The 20280-nt window shown below is 47.8% G+C and carries 18 protein-coding genes; 15 read left to right on the top strand and 3 right to left on the bottom strand.

Features of this window, described 5'->3' with window-relative positions:
• The first annotated feature begins 14 nt into the window (after nucleotides 1–14).
• Both cdaS and JNUCC31_RS16595 read left to right on the top strand, forming a co-directional pair.
• Nucleotides 15–644: a sporulation-specific diadenylate cyclase CdaS gene (gene cdaS / locus JNUCC31_RS16590; protein ID WP_192262553.1), complete on the top strand. Its 630-nt coding sequence runs from the start codon at nucleotides 15–17 to the stop codon at nucleotides 642–644.
• A 201-nt stretch (nucleotides 645–845) separates the two neighbouring features.
• Nucleotides 846–1952: a Leu/Phe/Val dehydrogenase gene (locus JNUCC31_RS16595; protein ID WP_192262554.1), complete on the top strand. Its 1107-nt coding sequence runs from the start codon at nucleotides 846–848 to the stop codon at nucleotides 1950–1952.
• A gap of 105 nt (nucleotides 1953–2057) precedes the next feature.
• Here JNUCC31_RS16595 and JNUCC31_RS16600 read toward each other — a convergent pair whose 3' ends face one another.
• Entirely contained in the window at nucleotides 2058–2921 is an 864-nt protein-coding gene (locus JNUCC31_RS16600; RefSeq protein ID WP_192262555.1) for a LysR family transcriptional regulator, read from the bottom strand.
• Nucleotides 2922–3141: 220 nt separating this feature from the next.
• Between JNUCC31_RS16600 and JNUCC31_RS16605 the strand changes: the two genes are divergently transcribed.
• Complete coding sequence (locus JNUCC31_RS16605) at nucleotides 3142–4185, top strand: oxidoreductase (protein WP_228469041.1); 1044 nt, start codon at nucleotides 3142–3144, stop codon at nucleotides 4183–4185.
• Nucleotides 4186–4394: 209 nt separating this feature from the next.
• Here JNUCC31_RS16605 and JNUCC31_RS16610 read toward each other — a convergent pair whose 3' ends face one another.
• Nucleotides 4395–5600 (bottom strand): MFS transporter, encoded by a 1206-nt coding sequence (locus JNUCC31_RS16610; RefSeq protein ID WP_192262557.1) that lies wholly within the window; start codon nucleotides 5598–5600, stop codon nucleotides 4395–4397.
• Nucleotides 5601–5905: 305 nt separating this feature from the next.
• Between JNUCC31_RS16610 and JNUCC31_RS16615 the strand changes: the two genes are divergently transcribed.
• Nucleotides 5906–6481, top strand: coding sequence for a TetR/AcrR family transcriptional regulator (locus JNUCC31_RS16615; protein WP_192273071.1), 576 nt, complete (start codon nucleotides 5906–5908; stop codon nucleotides 6479–6481).
• A 102-nt stretch (nucleotides 6482–6583) separates the two neighbouring features.
• Here JNUCC31_RS16615 and JNUCC31_RS16620 read toward each other — a convergent pair whose 3' ends face one another.
• Nucleotides 6584–7708: an LLM class flavin-dependent oxidoreductase gene (locus JNUCC31_RS16620; protein ID WP_192262559.1), complete on the bottom strand. Its 1125-nt coding sequence runs from the start codon at nucleotides 7706–7708 to the stop codon at nucleotides 6584–6586.
• A 268-nt stretch (nucleotides 7709–7976) separates the two neighbouring features.
• Here JNUCC31_RS16620 and JNUCC31_RS16625 point away from each other — a divergent pair, with 268 nt between their 5' ends.
• The 11 genes from JNUCC31_RS16625 (at nucleotide 7977) to JNUCC31_RS16675 (ending at nucleotide 19961) form a co-directional block, all read left to right on the top strand.
• On the top strand, nucleotides 7977–9368 hold the full coding sequence (locus JNUCC31_RS16625) for a transcriptional regulator (protein WP_192262561.1): 1392 nt from the start codon (nucleotides 7977–7979) through the stop codon (nucleotides 9366–9368).
• Nucleotides 9369–9769: 401 nt separating this feature from the next.
• A complete protein-coding gene (locus JNUCC31_RS16630; protein WP_192262563.1) occupies nucleotides 9770–10984 on the top strand; it encodes a transcriptional regulator in 1215 nt (404 codons plus the stop codon).
• A gap of 73 nt (nucleotides 10985–11057) precedes the next feature.
• Nucleotides 11058–11234, top strand: a complete 177-nt coding sequence (locus JNUCC31_RS16635) for an aspartyl-phosphate phosphatase Spo0E family protein (RefSeq protein WP_192262565.1) — start codon at nucleotides 11058–11060, stop codon at nucleotides 11232–11234.
• A gap of 388 nt (nucleotides 11235–11622) precedes the next feature.
• Complete coding sequence (locus JNUCC31_RS16640; RefSeq protein ID WP_192262568.1) at nucleotides 11623–11811, top strand: aspartyl-phosphate phosphatase Spo0E family protein; 189 nt, start codon at nucleotides 11623–11625, stop codon at nucleotides 11809–11811.
• Nucleotides 11812–12041: 230 nt separating this feature from the next.
• Nucleotides 12042–13871 (top strand): cache domain-containing sensor histidine kinase, encoded by a 1830-nt coding sequence (locus JNUCC31_RS16645; protein ID WP_192262570.1) that lies wholly within the window; start codon nucleotides 12042–12044, stop codon nucleotides 13869–13871.
• Between the two features lie 5 nt (nucleotides 13872–13876).
• Nucleotides 13877–14644: a response regulator transcription factor gene (locus JNUCC31_RS16650; protein ID WP_192262572.1), complete on the top strand. Its 768-nt coding sequence runs from the start codon at nucleotides 13877–13879 to the stop codon at nucleotides 14642–14644.
• Between the two features lie 103 nt (nucleotides 14645–14747).
• A complete protein-coding gene (locus tag JNUCC31_RS16655; protein ID WP_192262574.1) occupies nucleotides 14748–16043 on the top strand; it encodes an ABC transporter substrate-binding protein in 1296 nt (431 codons plus the stop codon).
• 27 nt (nucleotides 16044–16070) lie between these two features.
• A complete protein-coding gene (locus JNUCC31_RS16660; protein WP_228469042.1) occupies nucleotides 16071–16775 on the top strand; it encodes a hypothetical protein in 705 nt (234 codons plus the stop codon).
• 41 nt (nucleotides 16776–16816) lie between these two features.
• Complete coding sequence (locus JNUCC31_RS16665) at nucleotides 16817–17731, top strand: carbohydrate ABC transporter permease (RefSeq protein WP_192262576.1); 915 nt, start codon at nucleotides 16817–16819, stop codon at nucleotides 17729–17731.
• The gene (locus JNUCC31_RS16670; RefSeq protein ID WP_416234443.1) at nucleotides 17724–18569 is read left to right on the top strand and encodes a carbohydrate ABC transporter permease; all 846 of its coding nucleotides are present in this window, start codon (nucleotides 17724–17726) and stop codon (nucleotides 18567–18569) included. The genes JNUCC31_RS16665 and JNUCC31_RS16670 overlap by 8 nt, the downstream gene beginning before the upstream one ends.
• A gap of 30 nt (nucleotides 18570–18599) precedes the next feature.
• On the top strand, nucleotides 18600–19961 hold the full coding sequence (locus JNUCC31_RS16675) for an FAD-dependent oxidoreductase (protein ID WP_228469043.1): 1362 nt from the start codon (nucleotides 18600–18602) through the stop codon (nucleotides 19959–19961).
• Nucleotides 19962–20280: the final 319 nt, after the last annotated feature.

Genomic DNA, 20280 nt, shown 5'->3' on the forward strand with positions numbered 1-20280 from the left:
GAAAGGAGGAAGTCATGATGAATCGGCAAGCAGATTGCGACAGTTCATCCATGAGACAGAAACTTAAAGGGGATCTCCATCGTGTGGCGGACCGAATGAATCTGACGCTGTCCCGCTTTGACAATGACAGTGTATGTCTGCTGGGCCAATTCGCGGAGATTCGGGCTGAGATCAAGCAGATCGAGGTCCTTGCTTCCTCCTTTTATCTGGATTGTTACCTGTCTCCCTTTACCGAGAAATTTGCCGAGCTAACTGCCAGTGTTCAGCATTTGTCTGATCGCAGATATGGTGCCCTCATCGTGATCGAACGAGAAGTGCCGCTTGACCAGATGATTCATTCCGGGGTTGCGGTTGATGCCAAGGTCACGCATGCGCTGCTGGAATCACTGTTTATTCCAGGGGCACCATTGCATGACGGGGCTGTGCTGATCCGTGGCAATCAGATTGTATCCGCGGGCAATGTACTGCCCTTGTCGCAGGCGGTTGCACAAGAGCGGAAGATCGGCACACGGCACAGGGCTGCGCTGGGATTGAGTGAACTGACAGATGCCGTTGTGCTGGTCGTCTCGGAAGAGACCGGTCAGGCTTCATTCGCCGTGGGTGGGGAGCTGCATCCGATTAACGTGGTTGAAACCTTGCCATAGAATACATGCCGACCGTCGCGTATACACGGATTCCATGATGGAGTAATTGAACCTTTTTCTCTGTGAGGAGAGAAAGGTCTTTTTGTCACATCATAGAGGTGATTTAGCACAAACTTGATATTCATGGGTACAATAGAGGATGGAAGATCAGCAGAATTATGCGAATCGATTGTAAAAATGGTTGGAGGAGACGGTTAACCCATGAGTTGGTTTGAAGCAATGGAGCATCACGATTATGAGCAACTGGTACTGTGCCAGGATAAGGCTTCTGGACTAAAAGCTATTATTGCTATTCACGATACAACACTCGGCCCTGCGTTGGGAGGCACACGGATGTGGACCTATGCTTCGGAGGAAGCAGCCATTAAAGATGCATTGCGCCTTGCCCGGGGAATGACATATAAACATGCTGTATCCGGACTGAACCTGGGCGGAGGCAAAGCGGTTATTATCGGTGATCCGCGACGTGACAAAAGTGAAGCGATGTTCCGGGCTTTCGGGCGATATATCCAGGGACTGAACGGGCGTTATGTGACCGCAGAGGATGTGGGAACAACGGAAGAAGACATGAACCTGATCTATCAGGAGACCGACTATGTCACAGGCATATCACCAAGCTACGGATCATCCGGTAATCCATCTCCTGCAACAGCGTGGGGTGTATTTCGAGGAATGAAGGCCGCTGCAAAGGAAGCATTCGGTACGGACTTGCTGGAAGGCAAAACCGTGGCTGTTCAGGGTGTGGGTAACGTGGCGATGCGTCTATGCAAATATCTGTACGAGGAAGGTGCGCATCTAATCGTTACCGATATTCACAAGGATTCTGTGAAGCAGGCTGTAGATCAATTCGGTGCAAAGGCTGTAGACCCTGCCGACATTACTGGAGTAGATTGTGATATTTATGCCCCGTGTGCCCTGGGTGGTACGATTAATGACGATACGCTGAAACAGCTCAAATCCAAGGTCGTGGCAGGTTGTGCCAACAACCAGCTGCTGGAGCCTCGCCATGGTGACAAGCTGCATGAGATGGGAATCGTATACGCACCCGACTATGTTATTAATGCAGGTGGCGTAATCAATATCGCGGATGAGCTGAACGGCTACAATGCGGATCGTGCTTGGAGTAAGGTCGGGGAGATCTATAATAATCTGGAGAACATCTTCAATACGTCTCGGACTGAAGGCATCGCAACCTATATTGCCGCAGATCGGCTGGCTGAACGCCGAATTGAACGGATGAAGAATACGCGCAGTACATTTCTTCAGAATGGTCATCACGCGCTGAGTTCCCGGAGATTGCGCAGGTAAACGGTGAGGATTTATTAAGAAAATATCACACAGTTCGAAGGCGGGCATCCATAGTGGATACCTGCCTTCTTTTCTTTGGTTGACGAGTAATTCAAGACGAGTAATTCAAAATGTAATGCACTTCTGATTCAGCAGCTTCACAAATCGGTCTAACGCGCTGCTGACGTATCGGTCTTCACCCCGGACAAAGGTCGTTGTGGTATGTGTGAATCGTTCAGCCAGATCATGCACGGAAAACGCATCTGGTTTCTTGTGAATCACGCTGCACGGCATAATGGTAAAAGCAATCCCCGATTCAACACAGCTAAGCAGGTTTTCCATTGTGCTGACTTCAATCATGTTGCGAGCGGACAATCCCTCTTCTTGCAAAAATTCCTCCGTAATTTCACGGTATGGACAGCCCTGCGGGAACACAACCCACGATACCTGACACAGGCTTTCAGGTGGTGTGTCCATATGTTTGGAGATGATATGCACTGTGTCCTGCATTTCATATTCCACTTTCAGTCCCTCTTTCACACAAGCGCCACTAATAAAGGCACCATCAATCTCATATTCCTGTATTTTCTTGCGCAGTACTTTGGGTGAAGTGGCATTAACAAGTGAGATGGAGACCTCGGGATAGGTCACCTGGTATTCATTGAGAATCTCCATGAAACGGCTGGAAGCCGCCGTCTCCACAATTCCGATTTTCAGTGCGCCGGAAGGCTTCCCCGGATCCGTCATATCCTGGTGCAAATCGTTTAACAGGTCACGAATACGTGTCGCATACTGGACAAATCGTTCTCCCTTGGAAGTCAGCACCACCCCTTTGGGAAAACGGTTGAACAGCTGCACCTGATATTCCTGTTCCAGCTTTTTGATGCGTGTGGTGACATTGGATTGTGCGTAATTCAGTTCTTTGGCGGCCTGCGAGATTTTGCCTGACCGTGCTACCTCGAGAATAATATCGATATCCGAGAGTTCCATGGCTCTGACCTCCTGATTGTATGATTAGCTCTATACAAAAGTTGCAATGAGATAATGAAGTATTGGAGTTTGAGGTATCTCTATGGGAGATACATCTATATATTTCAATCATTTTACGATATATAGATGCCAGCTTACAATATCGTTATCAACAGCGCATTTTACAGAGCTATGGAATGATGCAAAATGCCGACAAGGAGAAGGAGTTGTGATGAATAACATGTCTACATTATTGAGTCCAGTGACGATCAACGAATGGCATTTGAGAAACAGGGTGGTGATGGCACCTCTTACCAGAGGGTTTGCCAATGATCAGGATGGAACAGTGACCGAGGAGATGGTGGCTTATTATGAGCGTCGTGCCCGAGATGGCGTGGGACTAATCATTACAGAAGGTATCATCCCTTCGCTGGCGGGCAAAGGAACCTATGGTATCCCCGGATTATATACATCAGAACAGACTGAATCGTGGAAAAAGGTAACGAATGCCGTCCATAAACACGCAGGCACTATTATTGCACAACTGTGGCATGTCGGCAGATTGTCTCACTCCGATCTGATCGGTACCGCTCCGCAGGCACCTTCCAGCCTTCAAGCAGAGGGGAGAGTCCACAAATTGCATAAGCCCTATCAGATACCTCAAGCGATGAGTGTGCGGGATATCCAGGCTACCATTGAACAATTTCAAACGGCTGCCCGTAATGCAGTATTGGCCGGATTCGATGGGATTGAGCTTCATGCCGCGCATGGTTATCTAATGGATCAATTTATTAATGAGAAGACGAATCACAGAACGGATGAATACGGAGGCGATATCCAAGGGAGATTGCGTTTTCTTCGGGAGATCATCGTTGCAGTGAAAAAAGAAATCAGTGTGGATCGCATATCAGTACGCTTTTCCGAGAAAAAGGATGATGACCCGTCCTATGTCTGGGCAGACAAGGCTGGCATGATTGACGCATACCTGAACCTGTTCCGTGAGACAGGCATAAGCATTCTACACCCTTCCACGGAGAGATACACCAGAACGTGGGAAGGAGAACAAACTTTTCACCAGAGTATTCGGAGCCAATGGGATGGAATCATCATTGGTGTGGGTAATCTGGATGTTCAGACCGCGAAGCTGGCTGTGACGGATCGGATCATTGATTTGGCTGCGTTCGGCAGACCGTTTATCGCCAATCCCGATCTGGTGCAAAAATGGCATACGGGTCAGCGGCTGGTTGAGTATGATGCGAAAGCACATCTGTCTGTTTTAGTGTGAACACAATGCTTTTGAACCATATGCAAGTGAGATTGCTTCGATGGAATTGGAAGCCACCAAAGTGGCAGGGGTTATTGTGTGGGGAGAAGATGAAGCGGTTCGGGCAAAAACTAAGAAGTTCAGTGTCATGAAGTAGGTGTGAACATAACAAAAAGGGCAGATGCTGATCCTAGAGATCATTCTGCCCTTCTTTACATATCAAAGGATGGTTATGGGTTGCTGACGACGGCAGCTTTCTTTTCTGTTAAGTAGTATACGAGTGCCAGCAGAGGCATCACCAGACCAATCAGTGTAGTGAGACTCCAACCCCCATGCGCATAAGACCAGCTGCCGAGAGATGATCCAATCGCGCCCCCGATAAAGAAGATCGACATGAAAATCCCGTTTACCCGTCCTCTTGCTTCACTTAAGGAATAAATGATGCGCTGTCCCAGTACCAGATTGCCCGATACCGCCATATCCAGCGTGATGGCGACGATCACAAGCAGAATAAGTGTGGCGGTAGAGTGACCCTGGAACAGATATGCGAGCCCAAAGGATGCAGCGGCAATCACCATAGCGAGTCCGGTCAATATGCGGGTTAGGCCTTTATCAGCCCATCTTCCGGCAATCGGTGCTGCAATGGCGCCTCCGACACCAGCCAGTGCAAACCAGGCAATTCCCTGCTGGGACATGCCATACTCATTGGCGAGCTGCATGGGAACGGTGGTCCAGAAGAGGCTAAAGGCACCAAACAGACTGGCCTGATAGAGGGCTCGGCGGCGGAGCATGGGAAATGTTTTCAACAGGGAACCTAATGACAGGATTAATTGTCCATACTTCATCGCAGGTTGTGGCTGACGCTCAGGAAGTGCGCGGGACAGAAGCAGTGCGAGCAACGCAATCACAACCGCAGAGAAAATGAAAACAGCCTGCCAACTGAATGCGTCTGTTATAAAACTTGCGACAGGCCGAGCCAGCATGATGCCCAGCAGCAGACCACTCATCACATTGCCGACCACCCGTCCGCGCTGCTCCTCAGAAGTGAGGTAGGTGGCATAGGGGACCAGAATTTGCGCAACGACGGAACCGATCCCGATGACGAGGGACGCACCCAGAAATAATACGGCATGAGAAGAGAAGGCGGCGGCAATCAATGCAACGACCAGAATGATGAGGAAAAAAGTGACCAGCCGTTTATTCTCCAGAATGTCACTGAGCGGTACGATGAACAGCAGGCCAATAACATAACCGATCTGTGTTAACGTCACAATCAGCCCGGCAGCAGCAGAGGACAAGCCAGTTGTAACACTGATTGGTCCTATAACCGTCTGGGCATAGTACAGGTTAGCAGCAATCAGCCCACATGCCGCGGCCAAAACTAAAATCAACCAGCTTGGAACCGATTTTGTCTTCACATCGTTTTGCAAATGCATGATTATCATCCTCCAATATTTTATGTTATTGATCCTTAGTGCCGTAATGCCACTCATCACCATGACCAGTTGTCGTCCAAACCTTCGTGACACTTTTGTGGATCCACTAATTACTAAACGGTTCGTTTACTAATTACAAACATATAATAAACTAAACGTTTAGTATTGTAAATAGGCATAGGCATTTTTTTTGAATATCAAAGTGAGGTAAGATTGAAATTGTTTAATGTATCGGTCTTTTAGTATAATGAACGTACAGTTTTTATGAATTACAGATGCATTTGTTACACCAAGGAGGGCTTATGATGACAGCCAAAAGAGGGCGTCCCCGCAATGTGGAAACCCAGAATGCGATTCTTGCAGCTTCCTATGAATTATTACTGGAACACGGCTTTGGAGCGATTACGATCGAAAAAATTGCTGAACGTGCTAAGGTGAGCAAAGCAACGATATATAAATGGTGGCCTAATAAAGGTGCTGTCATTATGGATGGGTATATGTCTGCGGCAACGGCAAGATTGCCTGTACCGGATACAGGATCGGTATTTGAGGATGTGCGCATTCATGCGAGCAATCTGGTTGATTTTTTGATTAGCCGGGAAGGAAAAGTGATCACACAGATTGTCGGAGAGGGACAATCTGATCCAGGGCTTGCAGAAGAATACCGAACCAGATACATTCAGCCTCGTCGGCGCGAAGCGTGGGGAATTTTTGAAAAAGGTGTAGAACGGGGGGAGTTGAAAAAAGATTGTGACATCGGCCTGTGTATAGACCTCGTCTATGGAGCGATGTTCTATCGCATGTTGGTGACTGGCGAACCGTTAGATACTGAATTCGTGCAGCGTTCGTTGATTTCATTGTTTGAAGGCATTAAATCTTGATCATAGAGAAAGACATTCCGGGGGAGGGATAGGGCGATTCTTAGAATCACCCTGGGTGCAAAAGGTATGTGGATTAAGGGGGAGTGCGTGAGGAACTGAGCACTATACCTGGAAGATCGGTGAGATGGCTGGGGGCCATGAATCGGGAGAAGGCGAAGTGGAAGAGGGAAGTGACTGGTTCAAGATCGGAGATTCGTTCCATATGAAACTGGGGATTTCACGTCGTAACACGGGCGCTACATCCTGGGCAAAGCGTTCTACCTGCTCCAGCTGCTCCGCATGACTGAGACCATCCACGCTAATGCTCAATACCTGATGTCCATAGGCGGCATGGTAATTGAGGATCTTCTCAATGACCTGCTCTGGACTACCAATCAGTACAGGTCCGTGCGCAATGTTATCCTCCAGGTCCTTAAAAGGCGATTGGTTGTGCTGTGCAGCGGCCGTAGCATGGAATGCTTCATAATAAGGCGTATAACGACGAATTGCCTCTTCGCGTGTATTCGCGAGGTACAGGCTGCCTGCCCCGGAGCCAACCACCGCTCGGTTCGCATCATGACCATAATAATCGAGACGCTCCCGGTAATGGTCAATTAACGCTTTGTACTTTGCCTGCGGGTGGAAGGAATTTGAGCTAAATATCGGTTCGCCATACTTGGCTGCAAGCTCGGTAGAGCGGGTGCTCGATGCGCTGCCATGCCAGATCGGAATGGATTGCTGGAGTGGTCTCGGCTGAGTGGTAACCTCATGAAGGGGAGGGCGATACGTTCCCTGCCAGGTTACATTCTCTTCAGTCCACAGCCGTTTCAGCAGTTCGTAGCGTTCACCGAGTGAATCCCATTGTTCCTCTTCGCTAATGCCAAACAGGGGATAGTGCCGAGGGTCATTGCCTTTCCCGATGATCATCTCCAGCCGTCCACCGGATAATTGATCCAGTGTGGCATAATCCTCGGCAACCCGTACCGGATCAAGTATACTGAGAACAGTGACCGTTGTTAGCAGCCGGATCCGTGAAGTCGCAGCAGCGACGGCGGTGAGCACAACGGGAGGCGAAGAGGACAGAAATGGAGCGCCATGCCGCTCACCGATCCCATATGCATCGAATCCCAGCCGTTCGGCCAGTTTGGCTTGTTCCAGAATATTGTGGAACTTCTGTTGTGTTGTTAGTGATTCACCGGTAACGGCATTTGGAAGATTCATCATGAGACTGAATAGGGCAAATTTCATCTAACCATCCCCTCGGATTGGATTGGAAAAGCACTGGGTTGTCTAATCCTATGGAAATAGTAGGATATTCAAGCTAAAGCTAACTTTAACATGTTGCCATGCATTCTTCTAATGGATTTTTTCTATAAGGCGGGTTAAACACGCTCATCCCTGGACATAGGGGCAGGAAATTGCCACGATTTTTATTGACCGCTGTAAAATTTAGGATTAAAATTGTACATATCATAGAAATTCAAATTTATGGATTTTCATTGTGGAGGTGGGAGACATGGAACCTACAACTACGATACGCTCCTTTATTGAGGACTACATCAGGAAACAGGGCTATACCCTGCAATACTTTGCCGATATATCGGGTGTGAACGCTGGAACGTTAAGTGCGATCATCAAAGGGACGCGGCCAATCGCCATGGCTCAACTGGATCTGATTACTCAAGGTATGAAGCTGGAAGAGGGGCATTTCTACGAAATTTACGGCGCTGAATGTTTCGTGGAGTCTGCCCCGCATTGGAGAAGGCTGGAGCCGTTTCTGCAGCGTTGTGCCGAGCTGGACAAGCTCGAATGCATTCAGAAGGTGATCCAGCAAGTGACGGATGATCGTTCGTACATTTCGGAATTGTTCGAGATGGCAGAGGGCATGCTTGAACGAGGACAAAAGAAAGCAGCCCGCATGTTATATGAATGCGTTGCCGAGTGTGAGAAGTACCAACACTCGGAACGTCTCGCGTTGTGCCAATATCGCATTTTCACACTATCTCTGGGTCAGGATCAGCATGAAAATCTCAGGGCGGCAGTTCACTTTGAGCCATATATTAATCGGCTGGATGAAGAGCGACAGCTCGATGCGATCAAGGATCTGGCGAATACATATTTGGCTTTGAGATATTGGGACAAGGTGTCCGATCTTGGAGGAGAGTTGGAGCAGAAAACAAGTTTCTTGAACTCTTATAAAAAGAGAAAGACGGAAACTCTAAGAATCGCAGCTTATCCTATTTTTGTATATTCCGCATATTCAAATTTGCTACGGGCAGCCGCATGTGATGGAAGGGAAGAATACTCTGAAGCCCTCCGATATACTGAGGCGTACTCTAAATTAATTAGAATTGAACAACCAAATGAAGAAGATCTCATATTCATTAATAAGTTTAGTGGATGGGCGGAGGTAAACCATTACTTATACAGACTTATGATGGGTGATTCTGAGGTCATACGGCCTTATATTGCCTTTATTGAAAAGAATGAGGCAGAGATTTTGCCTGCATTAGTCAAAATAATGGAAGCGGCAAACCATCATAATATAGATGTTGATGCAGTTCTCAATCGGTTGGAGTCATACATTTCAATGTACGCCAAAACTTATGGGGATATCGGGAGTTATACGGAACAGATTACGAGTGGAAGATACGTGCAATTCCTTAAAGAGGTAGCAATATACCAATTTCAGAGAGAAAGATACACAACAGGATTTCAGTACTTGTTAAACTGTCTGGCTCTAGCCAAAAGTATGAAGAGTGAATCCATCATTATACAGTGTGTAGCTCTATTTGAAAGACATAGAGTCAGAGCTTCAATAGATTTAGAAATTAAATATAAAACTTTAATTGAGGAGGTCTACAGTAATTATGAGAAAAAAAGCAGCTTTGATCGTAGTTTTGTTTAGTGCTGTTATATTATTTAGTTTGTATCCTCAACCTATTCCCAGTAATACTATGATGTATAGTCCAAGCACTCATGGTGGTGCAGGATTGTAATTGCACTATACTCCAATCCTCAAACTAGGCAAGCGGTATTGATCCTATCTAAGGACTATACTGCTTTTTATTTTGCGCACATTGACCATTGTAAAATTCAGGATTAAAATTACAAATATTAAGAACGGATGAATCCTTAAGTTTAGTATGGTTGATGGGGGTGGGAAAATTGAAACTTGCACCTACGATACGCACATATATAGAGAATCACATAAGAGAACGAGGATATAAACTACAGCAATTCTCAGATGTCACGGGTGTCAACGTTGGCACACTAAGTGCCATCCTTAAGGGCAGCAGGCCTCTAGCCATGAATCAATTGGATCAGATCACATCTGGAATGGGGCTTGAAAAGGGATATTTCTATGAAATGTACAGTGTGGAGTGTTTTGTGGAAGCGGCACCGCATTGGAGACGTTTGGAACCTTTTCTGTATCGCTGCGCTGAACTTAACAAGCTAGACTGTATTAAAAAGGTAGTTTATCAGGTTACAGATGATCGATCCTATATTTCAGAACTGTTTGAAATGGCAGAGAATCTATATTCCAAAGAAATGAATGAAGCGGCGCTTATTTTATATGAATGTGTAGCCGCAGGTGAGAAATATCAGCACTCGGAACGGTTGGCGTTATGCCAGTACCGTATTTTTTTGCTTCATAAAACAATGAGCAAATTCGATAATCTGGCAGCAGCGGTCCAATTTGAACCCTATATTGAGAAATTGGATGAAGAAATACAACTGGATGCTGTTAAAGATTTGGCGAATGTTTATAATACAATACATCATTGGGATAAGGTATATGAATTGGCCGAAGAACTGGAACGAAAAGTTGATTTTCAACTTGAACTTCAATCTCGAAGACGAAAAAATAAAAAAAGAATTGCCTTTTACCCCATATTTACATATAAAGCATATGCGAATCTATTGAAGGCAAGTGTCTGTGAAGTGCGTAAGGAATATGAAAAAGCTTTGGAATATACAGATGTTTACGTGAATGTTATTGAAATCTCTAATCCAACAGAAGAAGAGCGAGAATTAATAGAACGTTTCAAAGGATGGGCAGTGGGAAATCGGTATTTATACCGTTTGATGAATGGGAATTATGAGGTTATTGAACCTTATCTGAATTACCTTGACGCTAATCCTCATGAGATTTTAACAGCATTCGTAAATATTGTGCAAGCAGCTAACCAGCACTCACTGGATATTGATTCTGCATTGCATAGGTTCGATCCTTATATCAAACAATTCAACACGGATTTGCATTTAAAAGGAACGTATAATATGCAAATGTTGAATCATAGATATATACGTTTTTATTATGAATTAGCAAAGTACAGGCTCCACCAACAAAGATACGCAACGGGGATTGAAACTTTGCTCACGAGCCTGGAGCTATCATCATCAAGTAACGATGACCTAATGTCTATTAAATCTATTGATTTGTATGGAAAATTTAGGAGACATGCAACGAACGAGCAGGAAGAGCAGTACAACAGATTAATAGAAAGACTGAGAAATTAAAAATTTGCAAAGCATTCTATTATGAATTTTTTAGATATGTACCCTAGAATAATTTGAAAAAGGGGTGCATGCGGTGATAGAACTGGAACAGATCAGAGACCAAATCGAGCAGAACAGGCAGGATATGCGTCGATTGGTGGAGAAGTATGGTATAAATGACGATAAGGTTCTCCAGCAGTCTATGATGCTGGACGAACTGATTAATAAATATATTCGACTTAAAACGAATGGTATCGAATCGCATAAGTAATAGCATCGGTTGAGCATCAATTGAACCTACAGAATATCGGTCCAGCATTTATATTCATGATCTTTGCTATCATCATGGTACGTGTTGCGGGGATTCTGAGGCGCTCCAGAGAGAGCAATTACAGCATACAATTGAGACACATAATTTATAATTTATTCTTGTTGCAATTTTTGCACTAAGGACTCCATTTCCTCATAAATGCAATATGTAGAAGAACTAAATAATGTATATCTACATATTGTAGTTGTGATGGATTTCACGGATTAATGCAACAAGCTGATTTATGAAAGTATTCCGTTGCAAATAATCATTTTATTTTGCAAAGGAATAAAATATGAATTTTTTGGCAATGTATCCTAAAATATTTTAAAAAGAGGGGGTGCATGCTGTGAGAGAACCGAAGCAGATTAGAGACCAAATCGAACGGAACAGGCATGAATTGAGTCGTTTGGCGGAGAATCATGGCATGCAAGACAAACAAGTCCTTCGACAGTCCATGGTACTGGACGAGCTTATTAATGAATATAATCATTTTAAATATAAAAACCGTTTCAGGAACAGACAGCCGATTGCATAATGCAGTCGGTTTTTTTTGTTCTGGATCCCTTAGAAGTGGCATGTCGACTGTAGCGAAACAGTCGGCTTTTTTGCATTTCTCCGAAACCCTTGTCTCCATCTTGAAATTCCGTACCAATCCCATGATTGGCAGGATAGCCATTGATCATTAAAACTGGATATGATGACCCCAGTTATATCCAGCTTGATCTGTGAAGGGGGATCATACAATGATCGGAGGGGGAGGGATGAATGGAAATGATGGACAAGGTACAGGATTATTTTGGAAGAAACATGAACCTGCGCACCAAGCTGCTCCTATTGTTCCTGGGGCTAACCTTGCTGCCGCTAAGCTTGCAGGGAGTCGTGAATTACCTGCATTTCTCGCAGACGATTGATCGCAAGACGGAGCAGTTCACCATTGATATGGTTCGCCAGATTAATACCAATCTGAATCGGCTGCTCAAGGACTTCGAGCGGTTGTCGCTCTTGCCGCTCTACGATCAGATGGTGCTCGGCATTCTGGGCAAATACAATGCTCCGATGGGATCGGGTACATGGGCGCGGTCCGATGATTATCTGAAAATGAAGCTCTACACTTCCGGTCAAGCGTATGACCGACCGGAAATTCGTGGCATCCATCTGATCAGCAACAGTGGCATTTTGTTCTCCAATCTGGATTCGCTGGCAGTGAATCCGGTATGGGACAGCAGGCAGGATGACTGGTTTGCAGAGCTTAACGGCTCGGAAGGGGAATGGCGTCTGCTTCCTCCGCACGAACCCAGCTATTACACGGGCAGTCATGAAGAGCCGTATATATCGGTTGCCCGTGAGATTCGTGATCCGGGGACACTCCAGCGACTGGGCTACATTCTGATCGACATCCGGCTGGAAGCCTTCGGCCAACTCTTGTCCAATCTGAATTTTGAGCAAAATGCGAGCCTGATGATTGTCGACAGCAAGCAGCGTCTCTTGTTCGAGCGCACCTCTGCCGGAGGTCTTTCCGCATACGACAAACTGTTAAAACATGGCCAGCTTCAAGGCTACGCAGGCAACCAGAAGGTTGTCCTTGATGGGAAGCCCTATCTCTACGTACAGCACCATTCCAGCTATTCAGGACTTTCGGTGATCAGCCTTACACCTATTGCCGTTATTCAGAAGGAGTCGGGCGAGATGCTCACGTTTACGTTTGGATTCGCTGTGTTATGTATGGCGGCCGTAGCAGTTCTCGCGGTTCTCTTATCCTATCGCATAACGAGGCCGCTGATTCGATTGAAACACAATATGATTCGGGTAGAGCAGGGAGACTTTAGCCAGCGCGTAGCGCACTTTAGCAGTGATGAGTTCGGACAGATTAGCCGGGGTTTTAACCGAATGATGGAAGAGATTAACCGACTGTTCAACGAGGTATTTCTGTTGGGCATTCAAGAGCGAGAGGCGGAGTTGTCAGCATTGCAGAGCCAGATCAATCCCCATTTTATATACAACACATTGGAGTCCATCAACATGATGGCGGTTCGCCAGAAGCACGCTGAGGTGTCTGATATGGTGACGGCACTTGGCAAACTGCTGCGCTATACGATTGATAAGGTGGACCGGAGGGTTCCGCTTCAGGAAGAATTAGCTTTTGTACAATCCTATGTACGCATTCAACAGGTACGTTATGACGGCAAGCTGGAGGTAATCTACGACATCGATGAAGCCATTACAGTGTGTCTGATTCCAAAGCTGATATTGCAGCCGTTGGTGGAGAACGCTGTCTACCATGGCATTGAAGGACAGGCGGATGGCGGAGTGATCTGGGTATCTGCATTGAAATTTGATGATGAGCTGCTGCTGATTGTGCGTGACAATGGCAAAGGCATGACTCAGGCGGAGATTGATGAATTAAATGAATTCATTGCTCGGCAGCCTTCCAATGAGGCCTTACGCTGCCATGCCGGGGACAGGCTGGGGCTTAACAATATCGCCCAAAGGCTCCACCTCATGTATGGAGAAGGCGGCAGCCTAAGCGTCGATAGCAGTCCCGGGCAGGGTCTGGCGGTCACGATATCCATTGAACTTCAACCGAAAGGGGAATGAAGCGCATGTATAAAGTATTGCTTGTGGAGGATGAGACGGTCATCCGTCAGGGACTGAGAGAGCTGATTGTACAGGCGGCTCCTCAGTTCGAGGTAACAGGTGAAGCTTCGAGCGGAGCCGAGGCACTGGATTTTCTGAGATGTGAAGTACCGGATGTGTTGATCACGGATATTCGCATGCGTGAAATGGACGGGCTGACACTGGTATCCAAAGCAAGAGATATGTACCCTGAATTGCTGATGATCATCATAAGCGGCTACGGGGAGTTTGAATATGCACGCAGGGCAATGGAATACGGGGTGTTGAACTATCTGCTGAAGCCGATTGAACGTCATGAACTGGCATTATGCATCCAAAAAATTCAATTGCTGCTGGATCGCAGGTACGGCATTTCAACCCTTCCAGTCACTGAGTCATCTGGGAAAGTAGAGCACTCCGGCGGAGATACGCGGAAAATTATCCGAGATGTGAAGGAGCACATCAAGCAGCACCCCGATGGGGATCTGCGACTTCAGACCATAGCAGCTCTGGTTAATCTGAACCCCACCTATCTAAGCCAGTTGTTCAAGAACGAAACAGGAACCAATTATTCCGAATACATTGCTGAGGCTCGTATGGAACGGGCCAAGTGGCTGCTGGTTAACACAGGACTCAAAATCTATGATGTTGCAAGGTTATCCGGGCATCAGAGTCCCAAGCACTTCATGCTGGTATTCAAGCAGCAGGTGGGCTGGACAGCAGGGGAATATCGTGACCGATTCAGTATTTCTTGAAAAACCATACCATTTCTGTAATTGACGTGATTTATGCGCTGAGGGTGCCTTCGTTATACTTTGGTTGCACATGTATACCACCAAGTCCATAAGGGGGATTTTCATGAAAAAAGCAGGGCTGACGTTGATACTCTTACTCATGATGTTGGCTTCGATCGGCTGCACAAGCTCCAATTCCGGAAGTGATCCTGGGCAAGCAGCCGGGGAGAATGGAGAGGTTGAGCTCAAATTCATGATGTGGGGCAATCAGGCACATATGGATGTATACACCAAGCTGATCGATGGCTTCACGCAGGAAAATCCAGGCATCAAGGTGACGATGGAATCCGTACCTTTCGCGGAATACCAGCAAAAAATTTCGGTGCTTGCCGCTGGCGGCTCTCTCCCGGATATCGCCTGGGTATCGGAGCGGATGATACCTCAATTCAAATCCAATCACATCCTGGCCGATGTATCCGAGTTCAAGGATGATGCACAGTTCAAGCTGGATGATTATATACCAAGCACATTGGATTTGTTCCGTGATGGGGATCAGCTGCTGGGGCTGCCTTTCTCCACACCTCCGGTGGTTATGTTCTACAATAAAACGCTGTTCGACAAAGCCGGCCTGACTGATCCCAATACGCTCGCCGCTCAAGGGAAATGGACATGGGAACAGTTCGAGGAGTCCGCCAAGGCGATTACCAGCAAGGAGGCTGCCAACCGAATCTATGGCGCCAACTTCTTTCGAGACTGGAAGACCTGGGCTGTGCTCTCCTCGTATTCCTGGTCCAATGGCAGCGGCCCATTCGATGAAGGCATGACGAAGTTTACCTGGAATGATGCCTATGGCGTACAGACCTTTGAACTGCTGGAGCGCATGATGTTCACTGATGAATCACACCCGAAAGCGGGCGAGCAGGTCAGCTTCGATGCAGGCAATGTGGGCATGTTCTTCGATAACTACAGCTATGTCTCCAAAGCAAGGGAGATTACGGATTTTGAATGGAGCATTGCTCCCATGCCTTCCGGTTCACAGGGCAGCGTACCAATGCTTGGTCAGGCTGGATATGCCATGTTCAACGACAGCAAACATCCGGAGGAAACCAAGAAGCTGCTGAAGTATTTTGCCAGTGAGCAGGGCATTCAGGCGACGGCCACCTACTTTGTGCCTCCGCGTACCTCTGTGCTGAACTCCGATGCGTTCATTAATCAGCCGAATAATCCGAGCAAGGAGCATATTGTACAGGCGGTGATTAATGAAATGCCGAAAGCGCGCTTGATTCCCGGCCATATCCGTTGGCAGGATATCGATAATGCGGTGCTGCAGGGGTTTGACCGACTGTTCGCCCGTTCAGCGACACCCGAGGATAATCTGAAGCAAATGCAGGAAGAGATCCAAAGCGTGCTGCAACAATAAATAATTATATAGAAACAGGAGGTGAGCATGATGGGCAAATTCAAGGCATTGCTTGATCAGAAATCTCTGTCACTTGTGGTCAGCCTACCCGAGAACGACCTATCTATGGCGAGGGCAGCAATGGAAGAGGGCGCTGATGCACTGAAGGTGCATTATAATGTCGGTCATCGCGCCAGCGGGAACCATTTTGGTCCACTGGACAACTATGCCGAAGTTTTTCAGGCGATCCGGAGCGAGTTTGGCGGCCCGCTTGGGGTCGTGCCGTCCGGCAGTATTGATGGAGCGAGGCGGGAGGATGTGGAGCGCCTTGCGGGGTTGGGTTTTGACTTCTATTCCATCTATGCACATCACTTGCCATCCTTCATGCTGGATGGTCTGGGGCTGGACCCAACGTTTGCGATCAATGACGAATATGAACCTTCACTCGTAACATCAGCAGCCCACTATGGCTTCACCGCCCTGGAGGCATCCATTGTGCCCGGGAATGATTATGGTACACCGCTAAGCTTTGCGGACGTGCTCAAGTATCGCCGTCTGGTCTTGCAGGCGCAGATTCCGGTATTGGTTCCTTCCCAGCGTAAGCTTGTGCCGGAGGATGTCCGGGTGCTACACCATACCGGGGTCAAGGCGATCATGCTTGGAGCGGTCGTAACAGGCAAAATGGAGGATCAGCTGCGTAGGGCTGTTAACGGGTTCCGCAATGCGGTGGACAGTCTGAACAGACTGGACTAAGAAGGATTGGGAGAAATTTGATAAAGGGGGAGGGCCTGATTGTGACCCATTCACGCAAGCGTACAGGAAGAGGTCCGCTCGCCAGAGAGGCCCAGATCGCTGGATGGCTGTTCGTATCACCGATGGTGCTCGGATTTACCCTGCTGCTGCTGTTTCCCATGGGTTTGGCGTTATACATGAGTCTGACTGATTGGCCGCTGCTGGGGGATCATCGTTTTATTGGACTGGAAAATTACCGGAATATTATGACAGACGCCATGTTCTGGAAAGTGCTCGCCAATACGGTCTATTTCACTGCGGGGCTTGTACCGCTTAACATTGTGCTCGCCCTGCTGCTCGCATTGCTGCTATCCAGAAGTTTACGCGGCATCGGAATTTTCCGCACAGCCATCTTCGTTCCGGTCATGACCTCGCTGATTGTATGGTCCATCGTATGGAAGCTGATGTATGCAACGGAGTCTGGACTGATCAATCAGCTTCTGTTGATGATCGGCATCAAGGGGCCGGCCTGGCTTTATAATCAGGATCTGGCGATGCCTGCGGTTATTGTGACAAGTGTACTGAAAAATGTGGGTCTGAATATGGTGCTGTTCATTGCAGCGATTCAGCAGGTGCCGCGTTCATTGTACGAAGCGGCAACACTGGACGGCGCGGGCAAAAGGGGAACCTTCTTTCATGTCACGCTGCCCATGATTACACCAACGGTCTTTCTAACCATGGTGATGACCGTCATTGGCTCGCTCAAGGTGTTTGGGCAGATCTACGTCATGACACAAGGAGGGCCGAGTAACAGCACGAAAGTATTGGTCTATTATATCTGGGAAAAAGCATTCAAATTATTTCAGTTCGGCTACGCCTCTTCGCTTGCGTATGTGCTGTTCTTTATCGTGCTAATTCTGACGCTGCTGCAATGGCAGCTCCGAAAGAGGTGGGTATTCAATGAAGGCGATGCCTAATCCTTCGATTCGCAAGGCAGGGGGTGCTCTTGGGACGTATTTGTTGCTGACACTGATCTCGCTGATCATGATTGTTCCATTTATCTGGATGATATCGACGTCGTTCAAGGAGCCTCAGAGCATATTCACCTATCCACCGCAGTGGATACCAGAATCGTTCCGATTTCAGAACTACATCGATGTTTTTCGATTGATTCCGTTTCATCGTTTTTATCTGAACAGTGTGTATATTGCTGCTGTGGTTGTGCTGGGTACGGTGTTCTTTGCATCTCTGGCCGGGTACGCATTTGCCAAAATTCCGTTCAAGGGACGTAATGTGGTATTTCTCATTCTGCTGAGTGCGATGATGATTCCCCATGAGGTGACGGCAATTCCGATGTTTCTGTTCATGCGGCAGCTGGGATGGATTGATACACATCTTCCGCTGATTTTACTGCCGATTTTTGGGGCGGGCGGCGTGTTTGGCATCTTTGTGATGCGGCAGTTCTTCATTACGGTACCCACCGAGCTGGAGGAAGCGGCGATGATTGACGGCTGCAACCGATTCCGGATCTATGCACGTATTATGCTTCCGATTGCCAAGCCCGGTATGGCTACGCTGACAATCTTTACTTTTGTGACGATCTGGAATGAGTTTTTCGATCCGTTGATTTTCATTAACTCGCGAGAACTGATGACGCTGCCGCTTGGGTTATCCTTGTTCACGGATGAAGTGGGAACAGCCTGGCAATATCTGATGAGCGCCACCGTCATGGCGACCCTGCCGCTGCTAATTGTCTTTTTCCTGGCACAGCGGCGCTTCATTGAGGGAGTTGCCATGACAGGACTGAAAGAGTAGCCCATGCAATAGAACGGAAGGAGTGATAACTTGAGTGAACGGATAAGGTTGGGTATCACAAAGGAAGAAGCGGATGTGGTTGTTGTTGGAGGGGGGCCAGCGGGTATAGCGGCAGCGATCGCTGCTGGACGACAAGGTGTTCGAGTAGTACTGGTGGAACGGTACGGGTTCGTTGGTGGAATGTCGACCGCCGCCATGGTCTACCCTTGGATGACCTTCCACACGGAGAGTGGTGAACAGGTGATTCGGGGCATCGCCCAGGAAATCGTTGACCGACTGCAGGCGCGCGGTGGCTCTCCGGGACATCTTCGTGATACGGTTGGATTTGTGCATACCGTTACGCCGTATCATCCAGCCATCTATCAGGTGGTTGCGGCGGAGATGTTGCAAGAGGCCGGTGTCCGGTTATTATTGCACAGCTTCGTGGATGGAGTTGTCGTTGTGGATGATCGGGTGGAGGCGGTGCGTCTGACAAACAAGTCTGGCCGCATGGAGCTCAGAGCGAACGTATTCGTGGATGCCAGCGGTGATGCGGATGCGGCTTATCTTGCGGGTGCTTCTGTGGCAAAGGGGCGAGATGGCGATCACCAGTCACAGCCGATGACCATGAAATTCAGAATGCGTGGTGTGGACCTTGGACGAGTGAAGCGATATATGCAGGAGCACCCGGAAGATTTCTATACCAAGACGCCTTTCTCCGAGCTGGACAGTATTCCGTTAACCGGGGTGAGCGGCTTCTATTCCCAATGGAAAAAAGCGGGTGTGCCGATCAACCGTGATCAGGTGTTGTTTTTTACCGGACCGGCTGAAGATGAAGTGTTGATTAACTGTACCCGGGTGCAGGGGCTCGATGCTACGGATGCAGAGGATCTGACCTCTGCCGAACAGGAAGGCAGGAAGCAGGTGCTGATGATCGCTGAGTTTTTGCAGCGCGACGTTCCTGGATTCGAACGGGCTTCGATCTCGGCAGTAGCGCCCCAGATCGGTATCCGGGAATCCAGGCGGATCATCGGACATTATGCGTTGACCCAGGCGGATGTGGTTGCAGGGCGAAAGTTTGACGATGTAATCGCCAGAAGTGGCTATCCGATTGATATTCATGATCCCTCGGGTCAAGGCGTCGTAGCAGCCTTTATCGAAGGAGACGGAGCATACGATATTCCGTACCGCTCTCTGATTTCCCGCAATATCCGCAATCTGCTGGCGGCAGGACGCTGCATCTCCACCACACATGAGGCTCACGCAACGACAAGGCTGACTCCAAGCTGTATGGCTACGGGAGAGGCAGCGGGGACAGCCGCTGCTTTAGCTGTGAAGATGAACCTTGATCCGTTGGAGCTGCCGATCGGGCTGCTACAGGCGGAATTACGTCGCAACGGAGCAGCGATTTAGGGATGAGCTGAGTGGCAGGTGAATGATAATAAGTTGTCATCATTAGAAATTTACAGGATATTTCGAAGACAGCAGGCCAATCGGGGAGAGATGAGAAATTCTAACGAAGCTGAGACGTCTTATTCGGGGATAGAAGCTGAAATGAAAAATGTAACGAATCTCAGTGAAGCTATTTTACTCCAAACACTGAAATAGCGGGTAAAAGCGGGGAGATCGGAGGAATAGAGCGTCTACGATTCGTTAGATTAGAAAATGTCGCAAATATGGCTAAATAAGCTTTCCTCAGTTCGTTAGAAATGGGTGGGAAGTTCGTGAATTT

The organism is Paenibacillus sp. JNUCC-31 (assembly GCF_014844075.1).
Lineage (GTDB): Bacteria > Bacillota > Bacilli > Paenibacillales > Paenibacillaceae > Paenibacillus.

Excerpts from the sequence above, each read along its gene's own strand:
- cdaS (WP_192262553.1), top strand. The coding sequence starts at position 15 with ATGATGAATCGGCAAGCAGATTGCGACAGTTCATCCATGAGACAGAAA.
- JNUCC31_RS16595 (WP_192262554.1), top strand. The coding sequence starts at position 846 with ATGAGTTGGTTTGAAGCAATGGAGCATCACGATTATGAGCAACTGGTA.
- JNUCC31_RS16600 (WP_192262555.1), bottom strand. The coding sequence starts at position 2,921 with ATGGAACTCTCGGATATCGATATTATTCTCGAGGTAGCACGGTCAGGC.
- JNUCC31_RS16605 (WP_228469041.1), top strand. The coding sequence starts at position 3,142 with ATGTCTACATTATTGAGTCCAGTGACGATCAACGAATGGCATTTGAGA.
- JNUCC31_RS16610 (WP_192262557.1), bottom strand. The coding sequence starts at position 5,600 with ATGCATTTGCAAAACGATGTGAAGACAAAATCGGTTCCAAGCTGGTTG.
- JNUCC31_RS16615 (WP_192273071.1), top strand. The coding sequence starts at position 5,906 with ATGACAGCCAAAAGAGGGCGTCCCCGCAATGTGGAAACCCAGAATGCG.
- JNUCC31_RS16620 (WP_192262559.1), bottom strand. The coding sequence starts at position 7,708 with ATGAAATTTGCCCTATTCAGTCTCATGATGAATCTTCCAAATGCCGTT.
- JNUCC31_RS16625 (WP_192262561.1), top strand. The coding sequence starts at position 7,977 with ATGGAACCTACAACTACGATACGCTCCTTTATTGAGGACTACATCAGG.
- JNUCC31_RS16630 (WP_192262563.1), top strand. The coding sequence starts at position 9,770 with ATGAATCAATTGGATCAGATCACATCTGGAATGGGGCTTGAAAAGGGA.
- JNUCC31_RS16645 (WP_192262570.1), top strand. The coding sequence starts at position 12,042 with ATGGAAATGATGGACAAGGTACAGGATTATTTTGGAAGAAACATGAAC.
- JNUCC31_RS16650 (WP_192262572.1), top strand. The coding sequence starts at position 13,877 with ATGTATAAAGTATTGCTTGTGGAGGATGAGACGGTCATCCGTCAGGGA.
- JNUCC31_RS16655 (WP_192262574.1), top strand. The coding sequence starts at position 14,748 with ATGAAAAAAGCAGGGCTGACGTTGATACTCTTACTCATGATGTTGGCT.
- JNUCC31_RS16660 (WP_228469042.1), top strand. The coding sequence starts at position 16,071 with ATGATGGGCAAATTCAAGGCATTGCTTGATCAGAAATCTCTGTCACTT.
- JNUCC31_RS16670 (WP_416234443.1), top strand. The coding sequence starts at position 17,724 with ATGCCTAATCCTTCGATTCGCAAGGCAGGGGGTGCTCTTGGGACGTAT.